Source organism: Spinactinospora alkalitolerans, assembly GCF_013408795.1.
Taxonomy (GTDB): Bacteria; Actinomycetota; Actinomycetes; order Streptosporangiales; family Streptosporangiaceae; genus Spinactinospora; species Spinactinospora alkalitolerans.
This window is the reverse complement of sequence record NZ_JACCCC010000001.1, coordinates 6,292,593-6,308,106: the sequence shown is the minus strand read 5'-3', so window position 1 is coordinate 6,308,106 and position 15,514 is coordinate 6,292,593. Positions and strand designations below refer to the sequence as shown.

The 15,514-nt window shown below is 69.7% G+C and carries 16 protein-coding genes, 1 tRNA gene, 1 other RNA gene and 1 pseudogene; 12 read left to right on the top strand and 7 right to left on the bottom strand.

All coding sequences use genetic code 11. The features are described 5' to 3' along the window. Positions 1-190: 190 nt before the first annotated feature. A complete protein-coding gene (asnB, locus tag HDA32_RS28265; RefSeq protein WP_179646043.1) occupies positions 191-2,032 on the bottom strand; it encodes an asparagine synthase (glutamine-hydrolyzing) in 1,842 nt (613 codons plus the stop codon). Positions 2,033-2,258: 226 nt separating this feature from the next. Here asnB and HDA32_RS28260 point away from each other — a divergent pair, with 226 nt between their 5' ends. Next, the gene (locus HDA32_RS28260) at positions 2,259-2,624 is read left to right on the top strand and encodes an ArsR/SmtB family transcription factor (RefSeq protein ID WP_179646042.1); all 366 of its coding nucleotides are present in this window, start codon (positions 2,259-2,261) and stop codon (positions 2,622-2,624) included. Positions 2,625-2,922: 298 nt separating this feature from the next. Then, positions 2,923-3,411, top strand: coding sequence for a hypothetical protein (locus HDA32_RS28255; RefSeq protein WP_179646041.1), 489 nt, complete (start codon positions 2,923-2,925; stop codon positions 3,409-3,411). A gap of 230 nt (positions 3,412-3,641) precedes the next feature. Here HDA32_RS28255 and HDA32_RS28250 read toward each other — a convergent pair whose 3' ends face one another. Then, positions 3,642-4,412: a MerR family transcriptional regulator gene (locus HDA32_RS28250; RefSeq protein ID WP_179646040.1), complete on the bottom strand. Its 771-nt coding sequence runs from the start codon at positions 4,410-4,412 to the stop codon at positions 3,642-3,644. A gap of 55 nt (positions 4,413-4,467) precedes the next feature. On the opposite strand from HDA32_RS28250, the gene HDA32_RS28245 reads away from it, so the two are divergent. The 3 genes from HDA32_RS28245 to HDA32_RS28235 all read left to right on the top strand — a co-directional run bounded on the left by HDA32_RS28245 (position 4,468) and on the right by HDA32_RS28235 (position 7,087). Next, positions 4,468-6,111, top strand: coding sequence for an amidohydrolase family protein (locus HDA32_RS28245; protein ID WP_179646039.1), 1,644 nt, complete (start codon positions 4,468-4,470; stop codon positions 6,109-6,111). A gap of 117 nt (positions 6,112-6,228) precedes the next feature. Continuing rightward, positions 6,229-6,729, top strand: a complete 501-nt coding sequence (locus tag HDA32_RS28240) for a histidine kinase (RefSeq protein WP_179646038.1) — start codon at positions 6,229-6,231, stop codon at positions 6,727-6,729. Next, positions 6,662-7,087 carry a sensor histidine kinase gene (locus tag HDA32_RS28235; protein ID WP_179646037.1) on the top strand — a complete coding sequence of 142 codons (426 nt, stop codon included), beginning with the start codon at positions 6,662-6,664 and terminating at the stop codon, positions 7,085-7,087. Before HDA32_RS28240 ends, HDA32_RS28235 begins: the two co-directional genes overlap by 68 nt. A gap of 81 nt (positions 7,088-7,168) precedes the next feature. On the opposite strand, the gene HDA32_RS28230 is transcribed toward HDA32_RS28235, so the two are convergent. Beyond that, positions 7,169-7,253: transfer RNA gene (locus tag HDA32_RS28230), tRNA-Ser, on the bottom strand. Positions 7,254-7,395: 142 nt separating this feature from the next. Between HDA32_RS28230 and ffs the strand changes: the two genes are divergently transcribed. Beyond that, an RNA gene (gene ffs, locus HDA32_RS28225) (signal recognition particle sRNA small type) lies at positions 7,396-7,491 on the top strand. A 189-nt stretch (positions 7,492-7,680) separates the two neighbouring features. Continuing rightward, the gene (locus HDA32_RS28220; RefSeq protein ID WP_179646036.1) at positions 7,681-9,726 is read left to right on the top strand and encodes a DNA polymerase III subunit gamma and tau; all 2,046 of its coding nucleotides are present in this window, start codon (positions 7,681-7,683) and stop codon (positions 9,724-9,726) included. A gap of 242 nt (positions 9,727-9,968) precedes the next feature. On the opposite strand, the gene HDA32_RS28215 is transcribed toward HDA32_RS28220, so the two are convergent. Then, entirely contained in the window at positions 9,969-10,388 is a 420-nt protein-coding gene (locus HDA32_RS28215) for a hypothetical protein (RefSeq protein ID WP_179646035.1), read from the bottom strand. Positions 10,389-10,644: 256 nt separating this feature from the next. Here HDA32_RS28215 and HDA32_RS28210 point away from each other — a divergent pair, with 256 nt between their 5' ends. Then, positions 10,645-10,830, top strand: coding sequence for a hypothetical protein (locus HDA32_RS28210; RefSeq protein ID WP_179646034.1), 186 nt, complete (start codon positions 10,645-10,647; stop codon positions 10,828-10,830). Between the two features lie 40 nt (positions 10,831-10,870). Here HDA32_RS28210 and HDA32_RS32235 read toward each other — a convergent pair. Further along, positions 10,871-10,993, bottom strand: a pseudogene (locus HDA32_RS32235) (class III lanthionine synthetase LanKC N-terminal domain-containing protein); the annotation flags it as partial. Positions 10,994-11,494: 501 nt separating this feature from the next. Here HDA32_RS32235 and HDA32_RS28205 point away from each other — a divergent pair. Beyond that, positions 11,495-11,791, top strand: coding sequence for a metalloregulator ArsR/SmtB family transcription factor (locus HDA32_RS28205; RefSeq protein WP_179646033.1), 297 nt, complete (start codon positions 11,495-11,497; stop codon positions 11,789-11,791). 22 nt (positions 11,792-11,813) lie between these two features. Beyond that, entirely contained in the window at positions 11,814-12,533 is a 720-nt protein-coding gene (locus HDA32_RS28200) for an SdpI family protein (protein WP_179646032.1), read from the top strand. 305 nt (positions 12,534-12,838) lie between these two features. Here the strand turns inward: HDA32_RS28200 and HDA32_RS28195 are convergent, their stop codons facing one another. After that, positions 12,839-13,345, bottom strand: coding sequence for a hypothetical protein (locus tag HDA32_RS28195; protein ID WP_179646031.1), 507 nt, complete (start codon positions 13,343-13,345; stop codon positions 12,839-12,841). Between the two features lie 134 nt (positions 13,346-13,479). Between HDA32_RS28195 and HDA32_RS28190 the strand changes: the two genes are divergently transcribed. Both HDA32_RS28190 and HDA32_RS28185 read left to right on the top strand, forming a co-directional pair. Next, complete coding sequence (locus HDA32_RS28190; RefSeq protein WP_179646030.1) at positions 13,480-13,800, top strand: exonuclease/endonuclease/phosphatase family protein; 321 nt, start codon at positions 13,480-13,482, stop codon at positions 13,798-13,800. Between the two features lie 87 nt (positions 13,801-13,887). Next, a complete protein-coding gene (locus HDA32_RS28185) occupies positions 13,888-14,247 on the top strand; it encodes a YbaB/EbfC family nucleoid-associated protein (RefSeq protein WP_179647012.1) in 360 nt (119 codons plus the stop codon). Between the two features lie 369 nt (positions 14,248-14,616). Here HDA32_RS28185 and HDA32_RS28180 read toward each other — a convergent pair whose 3' ends face one another. Beyond that, positions 14,617-15,366: a DUF6882 domain-containing protein gene (locus tag HDA32_RS28180; RefSeq protein WP_179646029.1), complete on the bottom strand. Its 750-nt coding sequence runs from the start codon at positions 15,364-15,366 to the stop codon at positions 14,617-14,619. Between the last annotated feature and the right edge of the window lie 148 nt (positions 15,367-15,514).

Here is a 15,514-nt window from a genome sequence, read left to right as displayed (position 1 = left end):
TGGGACATGCGCTTTGGATCCTCTCTTGGTCGCACTCGCTGAACAGCGAGATGCCGGTCGGGAGGAGGAGTAGCCGAAGGGCCGTTCCGCCGAGCGGTGCCATGTATTGGCGTGTCCATCCACTGCAAGACGGTACCGATCGGTACCGTCTTGCGTCAAGAGGGTGCGGCGAAGGAAGTGTGGAGCGGGGTCAGAGGTCGAGGGCGACCGAGTATGAGACCAGCCACGAGTTGAGGCCGAGCACGGTCTCCAGGCCCATCCGCTCGTATTTCCGGCTGGTGTCGCCCAGCGGCGACTCCAGGAGCGTCCGCACCGCCGCGGTGTCCAGCAGCGGGACCACCGGTGAACCGGGGTCCTCCAGCACGCGGGCCATCTCGCCGCGCAGGGCGAGCTCGTATCCGGGATCCTGGGTCGTCGGGTAGGGGCTCTTCACCCGCTTCACGACGGAGTCGGGAAGCAGGTCTGCGACCGCGGCGCGCAGCAGGCTCTTCTCCTTCCCGTCGAAGGTCTTCATGGACCAGGGGACGCTGTAGACGTAGTCCACCAGTCGGTGGTCGCAGAAGGGCACGCGGACTTCGAGGCCCACCGCCATGCTCATGCGGTCCTTGCGGTCCAGCAGCGCCTGGTTGAAGCGGGTCAGGTTGACATAGGTGAGCTGCCGCATCCGGCGTTCCAGAGGGCTCTCCCCCGGCAGCACGGGGGCCTCGGACACGGCCTGGGAGTAGCTGTCGCGCAGGAAGGCCCGCATGTCCAGCTTGTCCAGGAGGGACGGCTCGAACAGTCCCTGCCCGTCGAACAGCGCCTTCGTGGGCGAGGCAAGCCAGGGGAAGGTCGAGGCGTTCACGGCCTCAGGGGTGTGGAACCAGGGATAGCCCCCGAAGACCTCGTCCGCGGACTCACCGGACAGGGCCACCGTGGACTCCTTCCGGATCTCCTGGAACAGCAGGTACAGCGACGGCCACATGTCGCCCCAGTACGTCGGCGGAAGGTCGGTGGCCCGGACGACGGCTGCGCGCAGCCCGGGATCGGCGAGTTCTCCGCTGTTCAGGATGACCTCGCTGTGTTCGGCCCCCACGTGCCGCACGAGGTCGCGGGCGAAGGGAGCGTCGGGCGATCCGTGAATCGAGTCGCCGCGGAAACCCGTCCCGTGGTCGGCGAAGTCCACGGAGAACGACCGTACGGGGGTGTCACCGAGCCCCTTGGCGGCCAGAGCGGTGATCGCCGACGAATCCAGCCCGCCTGAGAGCAGCGAGCACAGCGGCACGTCGGCGACGAGCTGCCGATCGACGACGTCCTCCAGCAGTGAGCGCACCGTCGCGATGGTGGTGTCCAGGTCGTCGCCGTGCTCGCGGGCCTCAAGGGCCCAGTAGGTGCGCCTGGTCAGCCCGCCGCGCCGCACCCGCACGATCTCCCCCGGGCGGACCTCGGACATTCCGGAGAAGACCGCCTGCCCGGGAGTCTTCACCATCTCCAGGACCTCGCGCAGACCGTCCTCCCCGATCCTGCGCGGAACGTTCGGATGGGGGAGGATCGCCTTGGGCTCCGAGCCGAACACCACCCCATCGTCCAGCGGGAAGTAGTACAGGGGCTTGATCCCCATCCGGTCGCGGACCAGGAGCAGTTCCTGGTGGACGGCGTCCCAGACGGCATAGGCGAACATTCCGTTCAGGCGGTCGACGAGCCCCTCGCCCCATTCCAGGTGCCCGCGGAGGACGACTTCGGTGTCGCTGCGGGTGCGGAACCTGTGCCCGCGGGAGATCAGCTCCTTGCGGAGTTCCCGGAAGTTGTAGACCTCGCCGCTGTAGGTCAGACAGGCGAGGGAGCGGCCCCCCTCTTCGGCGGCCATGGGCTGACGGCCGCCTTCGATGTCGATGACGGAGAGCCGCCGGTGGCCGAGTGCCACATGCACGTCCGTCCAGGTGCCGGAGGCGTCCGGACCCCGGCAGGCCATGGTCTCCGTCATGCGGGAGAGGAGGTCCCGCTCATCGTGGACGCCCTGATCGAAGTTCACCCATCCAGCGATTCCACACATGTGAATTTTCCTCACGGTCGATGGTCGTACATAGGGGGTACGCCCATGTCGCCATGCGCATGCCGCCATGGGCGCGATCGAGGTAGGCGGCGACCTGTACCGAGGCCGGGAGCCGTTCGGGCATGGAGGCCCGTCGCCGGTTCTTATGACGACGGTGATCTATAATTACGATCGTTGTCCATAATTACGATGGGCATCGTAACAAGCGGAGGGAGACGATGAAAGCGTGAGTTCTCTTCCCGAGACGAGTGCGGAGTTCACCTGGCTGCCGCAGCCGGACCTCGCGACCCTTGACGTCGGTGTTCTGCTCCATGCGCTGGCCGACCCCACGCGCCTGCAGATCGTCCGCCTTCTCATGGAGAAGGGGGAGGGCTCCTGCGGCTCTCTGGAGCTTCCCGTCAACCGGTCCACGGTCTCCCATCACCTGCGCATACTGCGCGACAGCGGCGTGGTGTCGACCAGACTGCAGGGGACCTCCCGGCTGAGCCGTCTCCGCTGGGACGAGATCGAGGAGCGATTCCCCGGCCTCTTCCCCGCGATCATCGACGCGGCCCCGCCCGCGGACCGCACGAGCGGCGGCCGCTCCCACTGAATTCCACGGAAATCCGGATGTGCCTGGCCCGGCCGTGGCACAGCGCGCCGCGTCTTTCCCGCGAGCGGCCGCGGGGAACGCGGAACACGGGGCGGTGAAAAATCGCGAACTCAGGGTGAATATCCGGAGACCGAGTGCGCATCCTCCGATCCCGTGCCAATCTGGTACGGGGCCGGAGGCGGCCGGGGCGGCGTGGTGGTGGGCGCTCCGGGACAAGGGCTCTCCGGTGACGACGCGACCGCCGCGCGGCTTCGTCCGCCCCTCGGAAAAAGCGCGGCCGAACCCTGGACGAGGCGCCATGACCACGACCCTCCCTCACCGGATCGCCGCCTCCGCCGCCGTGTCCGGCGCCCTGGCCGCCGTGCTGTGCGGCTGTGCCGGAGCAGACGGCGGAGCGAGCCCGGAACCGGCGAGCCCGAGCTCGGCTGCGGGCAGTGCCGCGGCGTCCCCGGCCGGCGACGGCGCCACGGCCTCGCCCGCCCCTGAGGGCCCGTCGGAGGCGGCCGGCGGCACCGATCTCGACGCCTGCGCCGACGCCGACTGCGAGGTCAGGATCGAGGAGGGCGACGAGATCCCCATGGGCGGGACCCAGGGCATGGACCGGCTGGTGGTCGAGGCGGCCGACCAGGAGCAGGTGTCCTTCACCGCGTACGGCCCCGGCATCATGATGTCGTCCAGCATGGGGGCGCCGTTCGACGAGGAGTCGGCGCTCTACCTCAACGATGTGGCCATAAGGGTCGTCGAAGCCGGCGCCGACCACGCGGTCGTCCGGCTCTCGCTGGAATAGGAGAGCCCCGCCGGGCCTTCGGCTGAAGGCCGCCTTGCCCCCCGTTCGGTACCGGGATGACCGCCGGCAGGATGTAGGCGGACCCGTTGAGCAGGCGCCCGACCATGCGCGGTCGCGGACCGGCCGGGAGGGTGCGCAGACAGGGGTCCCAGGCGCGGGCGCGATCGTTCGCCGTACGCCGTACCCGCGCCGCCCGAACGGGACGAGCACCGGGCCCCGGACTCGGGACACTAGCCCTCCACGTGGCCGAGCCTGCGCACGGCATAGGCCTGAACGGCCGCCGACAGCCAGGGCGGGAGCTCCGGATCGACGGCGGCGATGATGGCGCGCTGCTCCGGGTTATCGATCAGGAGGTCACCGAGGGCGTGGTAGGCCGCAGCGTCGGCCGGCCACATGGCGCGGACCCCCTGGTAGTGCTCGACCATGAGATCGAGCGCCTCCTCGTCGTCAGGGGCGACACCGCGTCTGCGGGCGCGTGCCATGCGGGCGAACAGGCGCCGTCCCTCCTCGGCGGCGTGCTCGTGGTCCTCGCGGGTCCACCCGCTCGTGGCGAGCTCGGCGCTGGCCAAGTGGCCGTCGACGTTCTCGCCGTACCGAGCTCGGAGGTCCTCGCGGAGGCGGTCCTTGGCTTCGGCCAGTCCGACGAAGAAACCCTCATCGCTGACGGGTCGCCCGCCCGAGAGGTCGGCGACGGTGCGGTCGACGGTGTCGAGGATCCGGTCGAGACGGTCCCTCTCGGCGGTCAACTGTTCGCGGTGCCGGCGCAGCGCGGTGAGCTCGTCGGTCTCGCCGTCGAGCGTCTCCGCGATGGTACCGAGAGGCATCGCCAGTTCTCGCAGCAGCATGATGCGCTGCAGGCGCAGGAGCTCCGGGCGTCCGTACCAGCGGTAGCCGTTCGCCGAAACGCGCGCGGGCGGAAGGATCCCGATGTCGTCGTAGTGCCGCAGCGTCCTCGACGAGATCCCCGCCATTCGGGCGACCTGGCTGATGGAGTACTCCATGCCGAGAGACTAATCGCTGGACCTTCTCGTTACGTCAACTTCTACCGTCGTCGGCATGAGCACACATCAACCGTTCACCATCACCGATGTCCGCGTCTTCGACGGTCATCGGATCGCCGATGCGACCCACCTGCGCGTCGCGGACGGACGCATCGACGCCCTGGGCGGCGCCGCGATCGCCCGCGCCGGTGACGCTCTCGTCGACGGGCGCGGCGGCACGCTGCTGCCGGGCCTCGTCGACGCGCACGTCCACCTGCTGCCCGGGTGCACCCAGCTCGCGGCGGCCTTCGGCGTCACGACGCTGATCGACCAGTTCAGCAAGCCCGAAGTCATCGACCCGGAAGTGGCCGCGATCACCGCATCCGCACGAGGGGAAGGGCCCGTCCGGGCCGACCTGCGCACGTCGAGCATCGGGGCGACGGCGCCGAACGGCCACCCGACGATGGCGTACTCGCCCTTCCCGTACGTCACGGGGCCGGCGGAGGCTCGGCCCTTCGTCGAGTCCCGGATGGCTGAGGGCGCCACGCACATCAAGGTGATCTACGACGACGGCTCGGGCGCCATGCTGGACATCCCGTCGCTGGACGGCGCGACGATCGAGGCGCTCGTGCAGGCGGCCCACCGGCACGGCCTCCCGGTGGTGGCGCACGCCTCGACGGCGTCGGGTGCGGTCACGGTCGCGCGGTGCGGGGTCGACGTGCTGGCGCATGCGCCGTTCGACCGCATGTCGGACGGTGAGATCCGCGACGTGGCCGGCATCGGGGTCTCCATGATCGCGACGTTGGGCGTCATCGACGGTTTCCCGGGTCCGGACGGTGTCATGCCGCTGCTGGCTCAGCGTGAGCTCGCGGCCCGTCTGACGCCGCGGTGGCGCAGGGTCCTGGTCGCCCAGTCGACGCGGTGGACGCCGCCGGAGCCACCGGACGGCGCCGCGGCGCGGTACAACACCGCCGCCCTGATGGAGTCGGGGGTGCGGGTACTCGCCGGCACGGACGCGCCCAACCCCGGACTGGTGTTCGGGGCGGGCCTGCACCGTGAGCTCCAGCACCTCGTCAGGGCGGGGCTGCGGCCCACCGAGGCGCTGACCGCGGCCACCGCCGGCCCCGCCGAGGTCTTCGGTCTGGCGGACCGGGGGCGGCTCGACGTCGGCTCGCGGGCGGACCTCGTCCTCGTCGACGGAGACGCGACGACGAACATCGAGGCGACGCAGTCGCTGCGCCACACGTGGGTGCGGGGACGCCTGGCCGCGCCCGAGGCGTACACCGGAAGCGAGACCGAGCGCGAGGGCATCGCCTGGCTCCGGGAGTCGACCGCGAAGATCAGCGCGGCGATCCGGGACATGCGGCCCGACTTCCCGACACCGGAGGACGTCACCCGTGACGACGGCCAGGTCTTGGGGCGCCTCGTCCCGACCTCGGGCGGGTGGCGGGCCACGACGACGTTCGGTGCGCCCCTGGGCGACGTCGTGAGCCGCGAGGAGGCGCTGGACACCCTCCACACGAGAGGGCTGTCGTGCCTGGCCGAACCGTGGTGGGTGCTGACGTTCGACGAGGCGGAATGGCGGGAGGCCGAGCTCGTCGAAGTCCGCCCGGGCCGCGTTCGGCTGCGCTGGACCGACCGGATGGTCGACCAGGACCCGTCCGGTCAGTGGCTCGACCTGGACGACATCGAGCTGATCCGGGAGCGGCCCGTCGCCTGACCCCCGAAGGGCCCGAGGACTCCCCTGAAGCAGGCGGCCTTCGCCGTGCAGGTCCACCGGACGGCTCGCCTGCGCGCGCTACCGGGGCGGTGCCGGCTCCTCGCCGCGCAGACGGCGTTGTCCGTCCTTCTGCTGCTGACGGGTGGATGGCTGTGGCACGGCATGACGGGACCGCTGACCGCCACGGCCCTCGTCGTGCTACGGCCCCGGATCGGATGGGCGGTGGCGGCCGTGGTCACCGCGGCTCTTCTGCCCTTCGCCCTTCTGCTGTCGCTACCACTGGACAAGGCCCTGCACTGGGCCGCCTGCCACACGGCCGCCATGGTGGGCACCTACGTCCTGGCGCGGCTCGTGGACATCGTCCACGAGCGGTTGCGGGACCGGCGGTCATCGGAGCGGAGCGCGCTCGCGGAGGAGCGGGGCCGGATCGCCGCGGACGTGCACGACATCCTCGGCCGGACGCTCACCGCCATCGCGCTCAAGGGCGAGATCATCCCCCGCATGGGCTCCGATCAACCGGGGTTGCAGGATGGCGAGCCGATCCCCGGTGATGCTGACGCGCAGTGCGCGCTCCGAGGTCCGGTCCGCCATCGCGTCCTCGTGGACCACCACCCGTGAGGCGGAGCTGGTGCACGCGCGCTCGCTCCTCGCCGACGTGCCGGTCGACCTCGTCACCGATATCGGGCCGTACTCGGTGCGGGCCGAGACGGAGCAGGTCCTGGCCCTGGCGATCCGGGAAGCGGTGACCAACGCCCTGACGCACAGCAGGGCCACCGAGATCCACCTGTCACTGAGCCAGGCGAAAAGCCTCGTGGCGCTGCGCGTGCGCAACGACGGCGTCCTCCGGACCAACGGCGTCCACGGGACGGGACCGCGCGGCATCGCGAGCCGCTGCTCCGCGATCGGCGGCGACATGGTCGCCGGCCTGGACCGGGCGGATCACCTCACTTCGACCCGCCGGGTCCCGGCGGACTGAACGGCGGCTGAGGCCGAGACACGACGAAGGCCCCGACCGGATCACCGGTCGGGGCCTTCGTCGCTGCCTGTTCAGGCGGTGCGGAGGATACGAGATTCGAACTCGTGAGGGGTTGCCCCCAACACGCTTTCCAAGCGTGCGCCCTAGGCCACTAGGCGAATCCTCCGCGAACAACTCTACATGCCGCCACGGGGTGCCGCGAACGGGTTTGCGGGAGCGCCGCGAGCGGGTCCGAGCGCGGACGGGCGGGGCGGGGCCGGCGCCGCGGCGCTGTTTCGACGAAGCGGCCGCAACCCTATAGACTCATGGACAGCCCCTCGCGCGGCGTCACCTTATGAACCTCCCCAGGGCCGGAAGGCAGCAAGGATAAGTAAGCTCTGGCGGGTGCGCGGGGGGTCTTTCTGTTTTCCGGGGCGCCCCCGAGGTCCGCGCGTCCGGGCGCTCGCGGTCGGCGGTCGGCGAAAGCCGCCCTGGCTGTCGTCGGTTCGCGGTTCAATGGGTGGCGTGGATGCGACCATGAGGCCGGTGACCGCGACCGCGGTCACGCATGCGGCCACACCGTGCCGGTCCGCGGAGGGAGCAGTGAGCGCACCGTGAGCATCGCGTTGTACCGCAAGTACCGGCCTGCGACGTTCGGCGAGGTGCGCGGGCAGGAGCACGTCACCGACCCGCTCCGCCAGGCGCTGCGCAACGGCCGGATCAACCACGCCTACCTGTTCAGCGGCCCGCGCGGCTGCGGCAAGACCTCCAGCGCCCGGATCCTCGCCCGCTCGCTCAACTGTGAGAAGGGCCCCACTCCCGATCCGTGCGGGACGTGCGACTCCTGCGTGGCGCTCGCGCCCGACGGCGGCGGCAGCATCGACGTCATCGAGATCGACGCCGCATCCCACGGTGGCGTCGACGACGCCCGCGACCTGCGCGAACGGGCCTTCTTCGCGCCGGTGAGCTCGCGCTACAAGGTCTACATCATCGACGAGGCGCACATGGTGACCCGCGAGGGCTTCAACGCGCTGCTCAAGCTCGTCGAGGAGCCGCCGCCGCACCTGAAGTTCGTCTTCGCCACCACCGAACCCGAGAAGGTCATCGGGACGATCCGGTCGCGCACCCACCACTACCCCTTCCGGCTGATCCCGCCGAGCACGCTGCGCGAGCTCATGGAGGAGGTCCTCAGCGAGGAGGGCGTGCCGTTCGACCCGGCGGCGCTGCCGCTCGTGGTGCGGGCCGGCGGGGGCTCGGCGCGCGACTCGCTGTCCATCCTCGACCAGTTGCTCGCCGGCTCCGACGAGCAGGGCATCACCCGCGACGGCGCGGTGGCGCTGCTCGGCTACACCGACTCCGGACTGCTCGGCGAGATGGTCGACGCGCTCGGCGCGCGCGACGGCGCGGCGGTGTTCGGCCTGATCGACCGCGTGATCGAGGGGGGCAACGACCCCCGCCGGTTCACCGCCGACCTGCTGGAGCGCGTCCGCGACCTCGTGGTGCTGGCCGCCGTTCCCGACGCGCTGGACAAGGGCCTGATCAACGTCTCGCCGGAGTCCGTGGAGCAGATGCGCGACCAGGCGACCCGGCTCGGCACCGCCGAGCTCACCCGCGCCGCCGAGGTCCTGAACAAGGGCCTGACCGAGATGCGCGGCGCCACGTCCCCGCGCCTGCTGCTGGAACTGCTGTGCGCGCGTGTGCTGCTGCCCGGCGCCGAGGCCGGCGGCGGCGACGGTTCGGCGCTGACGGCCCGGCTGGAGCAGTTGGAGCGCCGGGTGGCCGCCGGAGCCGCTGCGCCCGCACCGGCGCCGCCCGCACCCGCAGCGGCCCCGCCGCCACCGGCCGAGCCGCGCCCGCAGCGCCCGACCCCAGCCGCCGATCGGCCCGACGACCCCGCGCCGCAGCGGCGTCCGGAGCCGCCCCGGGCCGAACCCGCCCGATCGGCGCCGCAGCGCTCCGCGCCGCCCGCCGGCGACGGGTGGGGCGACCTCCCCGACCGCGCGGCGAGCCCGGCCCCCGCGCCGCAGCCCGCGCCGCAGGCGCCGTCGTCGCCCCCGGCCGCCTCCGGGCAGGTCGACGCCGGGACGCTGCAAGGCGCCTGGCCGCAGATCCTGGAGGCGGTCAAGCGCCGCCGCCGGTTCACCTGGATGATCCTCACCGGCAACAACGTCCGGATCGTCGGGGTCGACGGCAACATCGCCCAGCTCGGCTTCGAACGCCCCAACGACGCGAAGGGGTTCTCCAACAGCGGCAGCGACCAGGTGGTCCAGGGCGCGATCCAGGACGTGCTGCGGGTGGAGATGCGGGTGGCGGCGGTCCCGGCGAACGGCGCGCCGCCGCCCCCGGCGCCGCAGCGGCCCGCCGCGCCCGCGCCCGAGCCCGCGGACTGGGACGCCCCGCCGTCTCCGGCGCCCGCCCCGCCGGAGCCCCGACGCACGCCCACGGGACCGCAGGAGCCCGCGCGTCCGCCGTCCGCGCCGGAGCCGCCCCCGGTGGTCGACCGGGAGCCGCCCCCGCCGGAACCCGACCCCGGGCCCGACATCCCCGACCCGGAGAACGACCTCGACGCCACCGACGCCCCGTCCCCGTCGGGCTTCGCCCTGATCGAGACCGAACTGGGCGGCAAGGTCATCGACGAGGTCGACCACAACGCGGTGTAACCGTCTCCCGTTCCGTCCGGTCGGGTTCTGTTCAAAGCGATGAACTCTTGCCGATGACGTCAGATGTCCGCTCTGCCGCATACGGAGGTCGGCCAGAGGGACCGGTCTGTCAAATGACGTGAGGAGAATGGCGCGCCTGGTGACTCGTGGCGATCCCTGCGAGTCAGGCCTCCCGCTTCCCCATGCGCCATACTGCGAGAGCCAGGCAGGCGATGGTGGCTGTGACCGAAACGGCGAATGCTTCAATTGAGCACCGCTGTTTCGTACCAGGCCGCGGTCGCCCCGGCAACGTAGGCGCTGATTACCCCGATCGTCAGTACCGTGTAGCGCGGGAGTACCAGATCGCGGGGGTGGCGCACGCGGGTGCGGTAGAAGAGCGCGAGCGGTCGGCGGGCGTCGACCGCCATGGTTCCCGCCGCGATGATCACGGTGATCAGCATGCTAAGGCCGATCCCATTGTCGACGTAGGCCTCCACACCGTCAGCAGGTGTGGGCGGGGGCAACTCCACGTGCGCTTCTGGACTTGTACCGGCGAAGAGCTCCGCCGCGTACTTCGCCAGAAAGGGACCCGTGAAGCCGAACACCATGTAGACGGCGGCGATGGCAATCCATCTATGCGCCCGGAACAGGCGGAGCCATTCAAGCCGCCACAGGCCAGGCATCACTCGATCTCCTCCCCGACAAGCGACAGGAACGCCGACTCAAGATCGGCCTCCTCGGGGACCAAGCTGTCAGGCCGAGCCCGGCCGCTGCCACAGCCGCCGGTATTCCCACCTCACCCGCATCCACCGACTCCGCGTCGACGAGCACGGTGTCCTCCCGTGGAGACCGGATACGGCGGACCCACGACTCCCGGGCCAGCACCGAGTGCAACCGCTCTGCCGGACCCCGTACCTGGATTCGCCAAGACGGCCGGACGTGTTGCTGCACGAGCCCGGACATCGCCCCTTGATAGACCAGTCGGCCCGCCCGCAGCACTCCGACGTCGTCGCAGACGCGCTGGACATCGGAGAGGAGGTGGCTGGAGAAGATGACGGTGACCGTCTTCCGCAGCCCGGTGATGAGGTCCAGTACTTCGGCGCGCCCCTGAGGATCGGTATTTGATATTGCGTGCGATGAGTGTTGACTCATTCACCAGGAATTTGAAGGCAACGCCCTTGTCCAGACAGTATTCCGAGACTGTGTTGAGGACTTCCTGGGCGGTATCCTTGCTCGCTGATACGTGAATCTTCCACCCTTGCTTGGGTAGTCGGGAAGATCGGGATGTGTAGTGAAACCAAGGTCCTTTTACGCCGGTTACCCATCCCGAGGGTGGAGGTGTCCGAGTCTGGTCTTATCCGTCCTGATCGGCGTTCCACTTATTTGGCTCATCGTAGAAGAGACGATCAGCGAAGCAATACTCAAAGTAATGGAGTTCCACTCTCTGCTCCTAGTTGATCATCTCTGTTCGGTCTGCGGAGTCAAATAGAACGCTAAGAGGGCAGATTAGGATTTTGCGCTCCATGGAGCCTGAATATCTGACCGGATCCGGACGTGGAATCATGTTGACGGTGGCGTGGGACTGGATGGACGGCTTGCCGGTTAACCGGCCTACTTCCGCCTGACCTGTAGTTTTGTATACGCTTCCGATAGGGCCCGGGAGTTCTCCGCGAGCTGCTGGAACCCTATGCGGTGACTCCCGCCCTCGCTGACGCGTGAGGACATTTTGGCCCCCGCTGCTTGCCGGCTGGTATTTTCTTTATTCCCGAATAAAAGAAGGACCAAAGTAGTGTCCAGGAACAAGGCTTACGAGGCGCTGGCGCATCCATCTCGCCGTGCTGTGCTGCGCATACTCCGGGACCGGGATCACGTGACCGCCGGGCAGATGGCGAGTGAGCTGCAGCTGGCCAAGCCCACACTGTCCGGACACCTCAACGTCTTGAAGGCCGCCGACATCGTCATCGGCGAGCGTGAAGGAACGTCCATTCACTACAGGATCAACACGACCGTGCTGGAAGATGTGCTGGACGCGCTGCTGAGCCTGGTGCGTGCCGGTGCGGACACGCGGCAGAACCGAGATGAGTAGGAAAGAGCCCACGGGACACGACGTGGAGAAAGGCGATGACATCTTGCCGAGCCCCGCTGACACCCTCGATGCGAACGCACCGTCGCTCCGTAGCGGTGCACTCGTCACACTCTTCTGTATCGCCGCGATGCTCGCCATGACATGGTCCCTATGGGACCGGCTACCGGAGCTCATCACTACGCGGCGGGAGACGGAGTACCGAGAAGCGACCGAGGTGCCCAGGTGGATTATCTCTCTGGCCACACCGGCCGCACTCATTCTGGTCGCCGGGCTGCTGCCGCTCTCGTTCCGACTCGAAGGCCTGGTCGAGCGGGGGGTCGGTCACCAATTCGGCGGCGGCCGGCGAAACAAGTCGATGCGGCACAACCTCATCCTCATCGTGCTCTCTCCCGTGTTCACCACGGTCCATGTCGCCGTTCTGCTCTTCTACGCGGGGCAGCAGATCCCCGTCATGACCATGGTGACCATCGCACTCGGTGCGCTCATCGCCGTGGTCGGCAATTTTCTGCCGAAGATCGCCTCTGGCCGGCCGCGGTCATCCTCTCCGGAGAGCCGTCGACTTCTCGAAGCCTGGCGTTCCTCGCACAGAGTCGGCGGTTGGATCATGATGGCGGTCGGCGCACTCACCATCCTGCTCGCACCGTTCCTCAATCAGGTGGCATTGACCTTTCTCGTGCCGTTCGCCGTCCTGATCCCCTTCATCTCCATGGGAATCCGTACGGCCGTGTCGCTCCGTCGATGAGGACACTCGGTGAGCAGCCTGGCGCCCCCGCCCCGTCGGGCTTCGCCCTGATCGAGACCGAACTGGGCGGCAAGGTCATCGACGAGGTCGACCACAACGCGGTGTAGCCCGAGCGGCTCCGAACGGCAAGGCCCCGCACCCGGAGACCGGGGGCCTTGCCGTGGTTCACACCGTCGGTCGACCACTGCCCGGGCAAGTCCCTCGACTGCCTTGGGGCTGGTGCGGCGGCGTCGTCGCGACGTCACCCACATAGGCACCGCATTCCGGGCAACCGGCTTCGAGTACCACGGGCAGTCTGCGGATCCTCATACGGCCTCCAGCACCTTGAACTCGGTGTCCGCGGACGGTCCCTGCCCCGATCGCAGGGTGTGCACGAACAAGATGTAGATGGCCGCGCCGGAGTGGAAGAAAACCCGCACGCCGTAGGTCTGGCCGGACTCGGCCGGAGCCTCGGAATACCCCTCGGTGTCTTTGAGCTCCGTGCTACCGGAGTTCGTGATCAGCGCCTTGATGTACTGCTCCAGGTCCCTTGTGCGGACCTGCCCGCCACCGTCCGGCAGGGGCCGCGGCTCGATGGGCGTCGGCGGCTCACCTTCCACGATCGGCTCCTCGGGGCGCTGGTCGGAGCCGTCCGAGGGCGAGGTGCGCACCAGCTGGAGATAAGCTTGCCCGCCGCTCGCGAACTGGAGACGGAACCCGTGGGGGCGCTTGGCGTAATCGGCCTCCGCGAACGTCTGCACGGACGTGATCGAGGGCGAGGCATCGCCGGTGAGCAGGTCCTTCAGGTAAGTCTCGAAACGAGGCAGGCGCATGGGAACTTCCGTGGTGGGTGCGTGAGGCAGCGGTATAGGCGAAGCCCACTATATGAGCGCACCCCGACTCCGGAGGGATGACGCCGAAGTCCGCGTTCCGGTTCGCCGCGTATGAGGTGTGTCGCCCGCCTACGATGCCGGTACGTCCGACCAGCGTGCGCTTCTGGACCGGTCGGCAGTCCCTGAGCGGCGCCGGCGTCTGCTACCTGGACGCCTGGGAGAGCGCGCGCCCCGGAGACCCCGGCCCCACCTTCTCGCCGCGCAATCCGCTGGTGACCGCAGGCGAGATGCCGCTGGAGCAGGGCCGCAGGATCGACTACGTCCTCGTGCGCTGCGGTGACCGCGGGCCGACGCTGAAGGTGTCCGCCTGCGCGCCGGCCTTCGACGAGCTGGTGGGCGGCGTCTGGGCGAGTGACCATTTCGGGGTCGTCGCCGATCTCGCCGTCCCGCCCTGAGAGCACGCGCCTCCCGGCCGGTGAGCGGCTACGCTCGCAGGGGACGGACAACGCGTGCGAGGAGTGACAGTGAACCCTGGTGGCGGAATGGACATGCAGGCGATCCTGCAGCAGGCGCAGCAGATGCAGCAGCAGCTGATGGCCGCCCAGCAGGAGCTTGACGAGGCCAAGGTCGAGGGGACCTCGGGCGGCGGGCTGGTCACGGTCACCGTGAGCGGGCGCGGCACGGTCGAGGACATCAAGATCGACCCCAAGGCCATCGACCCCGACGACGCGTCCGAGAGCGCGCAGACCATCGCCGACCTGGTGCTCGCGGCCATCCGCGACGCCGAGCGCGTGGTCGAGGAGCTTCAGCAGCAGAAGATGGGCCCGCTGGCCGAGGGCCTGGGCGGCATGCCCGGAGGAGGCATGCCCGGAGGCGGAATGCCGGGGCTGCCCGGCTTCTAGCTCTAAGGGCAAGCCCTGGCCTCCGGGGTTTTGAAGGCCCGCCTCAGGAGGGTCTGAAGGGGGCTTGCCCCCAGGGGTCTGTCACCTCAGCCGCAGGAGGGGGCTCGTGCGGGTGCGGTTCTCTCGTGTGGCCGAAGGCTCCTTGAGGTGGACGTCGCACCCGTGCGCGAAGCGGACCTGTTGCCTTCGCTCCGGGCCGACACCGTGGTTTCGGCCCGGAGTACAGGGCGTCCGGTGTGCTTCGCGCGGAGCCGGGCACCCGGCTTACGGGCCTTCGGCCGCACGGCGGGCCGCCCGTTCTCCGCGAGCCCTTTGGTCGGGGTTCACAACCCCCGGTGGCCGGGCAATCCACTGAAGACGGGACCGGCCTCAGGCCCCGGCGGAGCCCTCCCGGTTGCCCGGTGACGGCTGCACCGAGATGTTGCCGAGCCGTCCCTGGTCGTCGAACTCCAGCTGCACGGCGCAGTCGGGGCGTTCGGCGGTGATGCCGCCCGCGGGGGAGTGCTTGACGCGGAAGCCGTGCCGGTTCAGGTAGCCGGTCGCGGTGGCGCGGTGGTCGTGCGGGAAGACCTCCAGGGCCTGCATGATCATGCGGGGCAGGGTGACCGCGTCGAACTCGGCGGCGGGGATGGCGGGGTCGTTCATGACCATGTAGAAGCGCGCGCCCGTGTTCGCCGTCACACCGCCGTACCCGCGCGCGCCGAGCGCGCCCATGGCCGCGATGGAGAGCCGCTCGGCGGCCATCCTCGGGTCGGCGAACTCCGACAGCTCCAGCCGCGGCGTCACCAGCTCGGGAATGTCGTGCCGCTCCCCGATGTTGCGCAGGGCGAGGACCGGAGCGAGGCGCGGCGAGCCGGGCGGGTGCATGTGCTCGTTCGCCCAGGCCCACAGCCAGCTGCCGTCGGTGCCGAACGTGCCGAGCGGGGCCATCCCGACCGTGACGTCGCCCTGCCGGAACGTGCTCTTCTCGACGTCGACGTGCCAGTCCCCCATGGGCTGGTAGTCGTTGAACACGGGCACCTGCTCCATCGCCACGGCGACATGGGCGGCGCCCAGTTCCTCCAGGCCGGGGCCGAACCAACGGCGCTGCGGGGTCTGCGTGCTCGGGGCGTCGTTCATCTGCGTCTCATCCTTCGTCGGGTCCCTGGTCCCGGCCGTCCCGCGGCCGCCTGCGCGCCCGTGCGATGCGGGCGGGTACCGGGGTCAGACGTTGCCGGGCCGGTCCGGGTTGCACCCGTGGGCGCCCGGCCCGAGGTTGCCGGGCCGA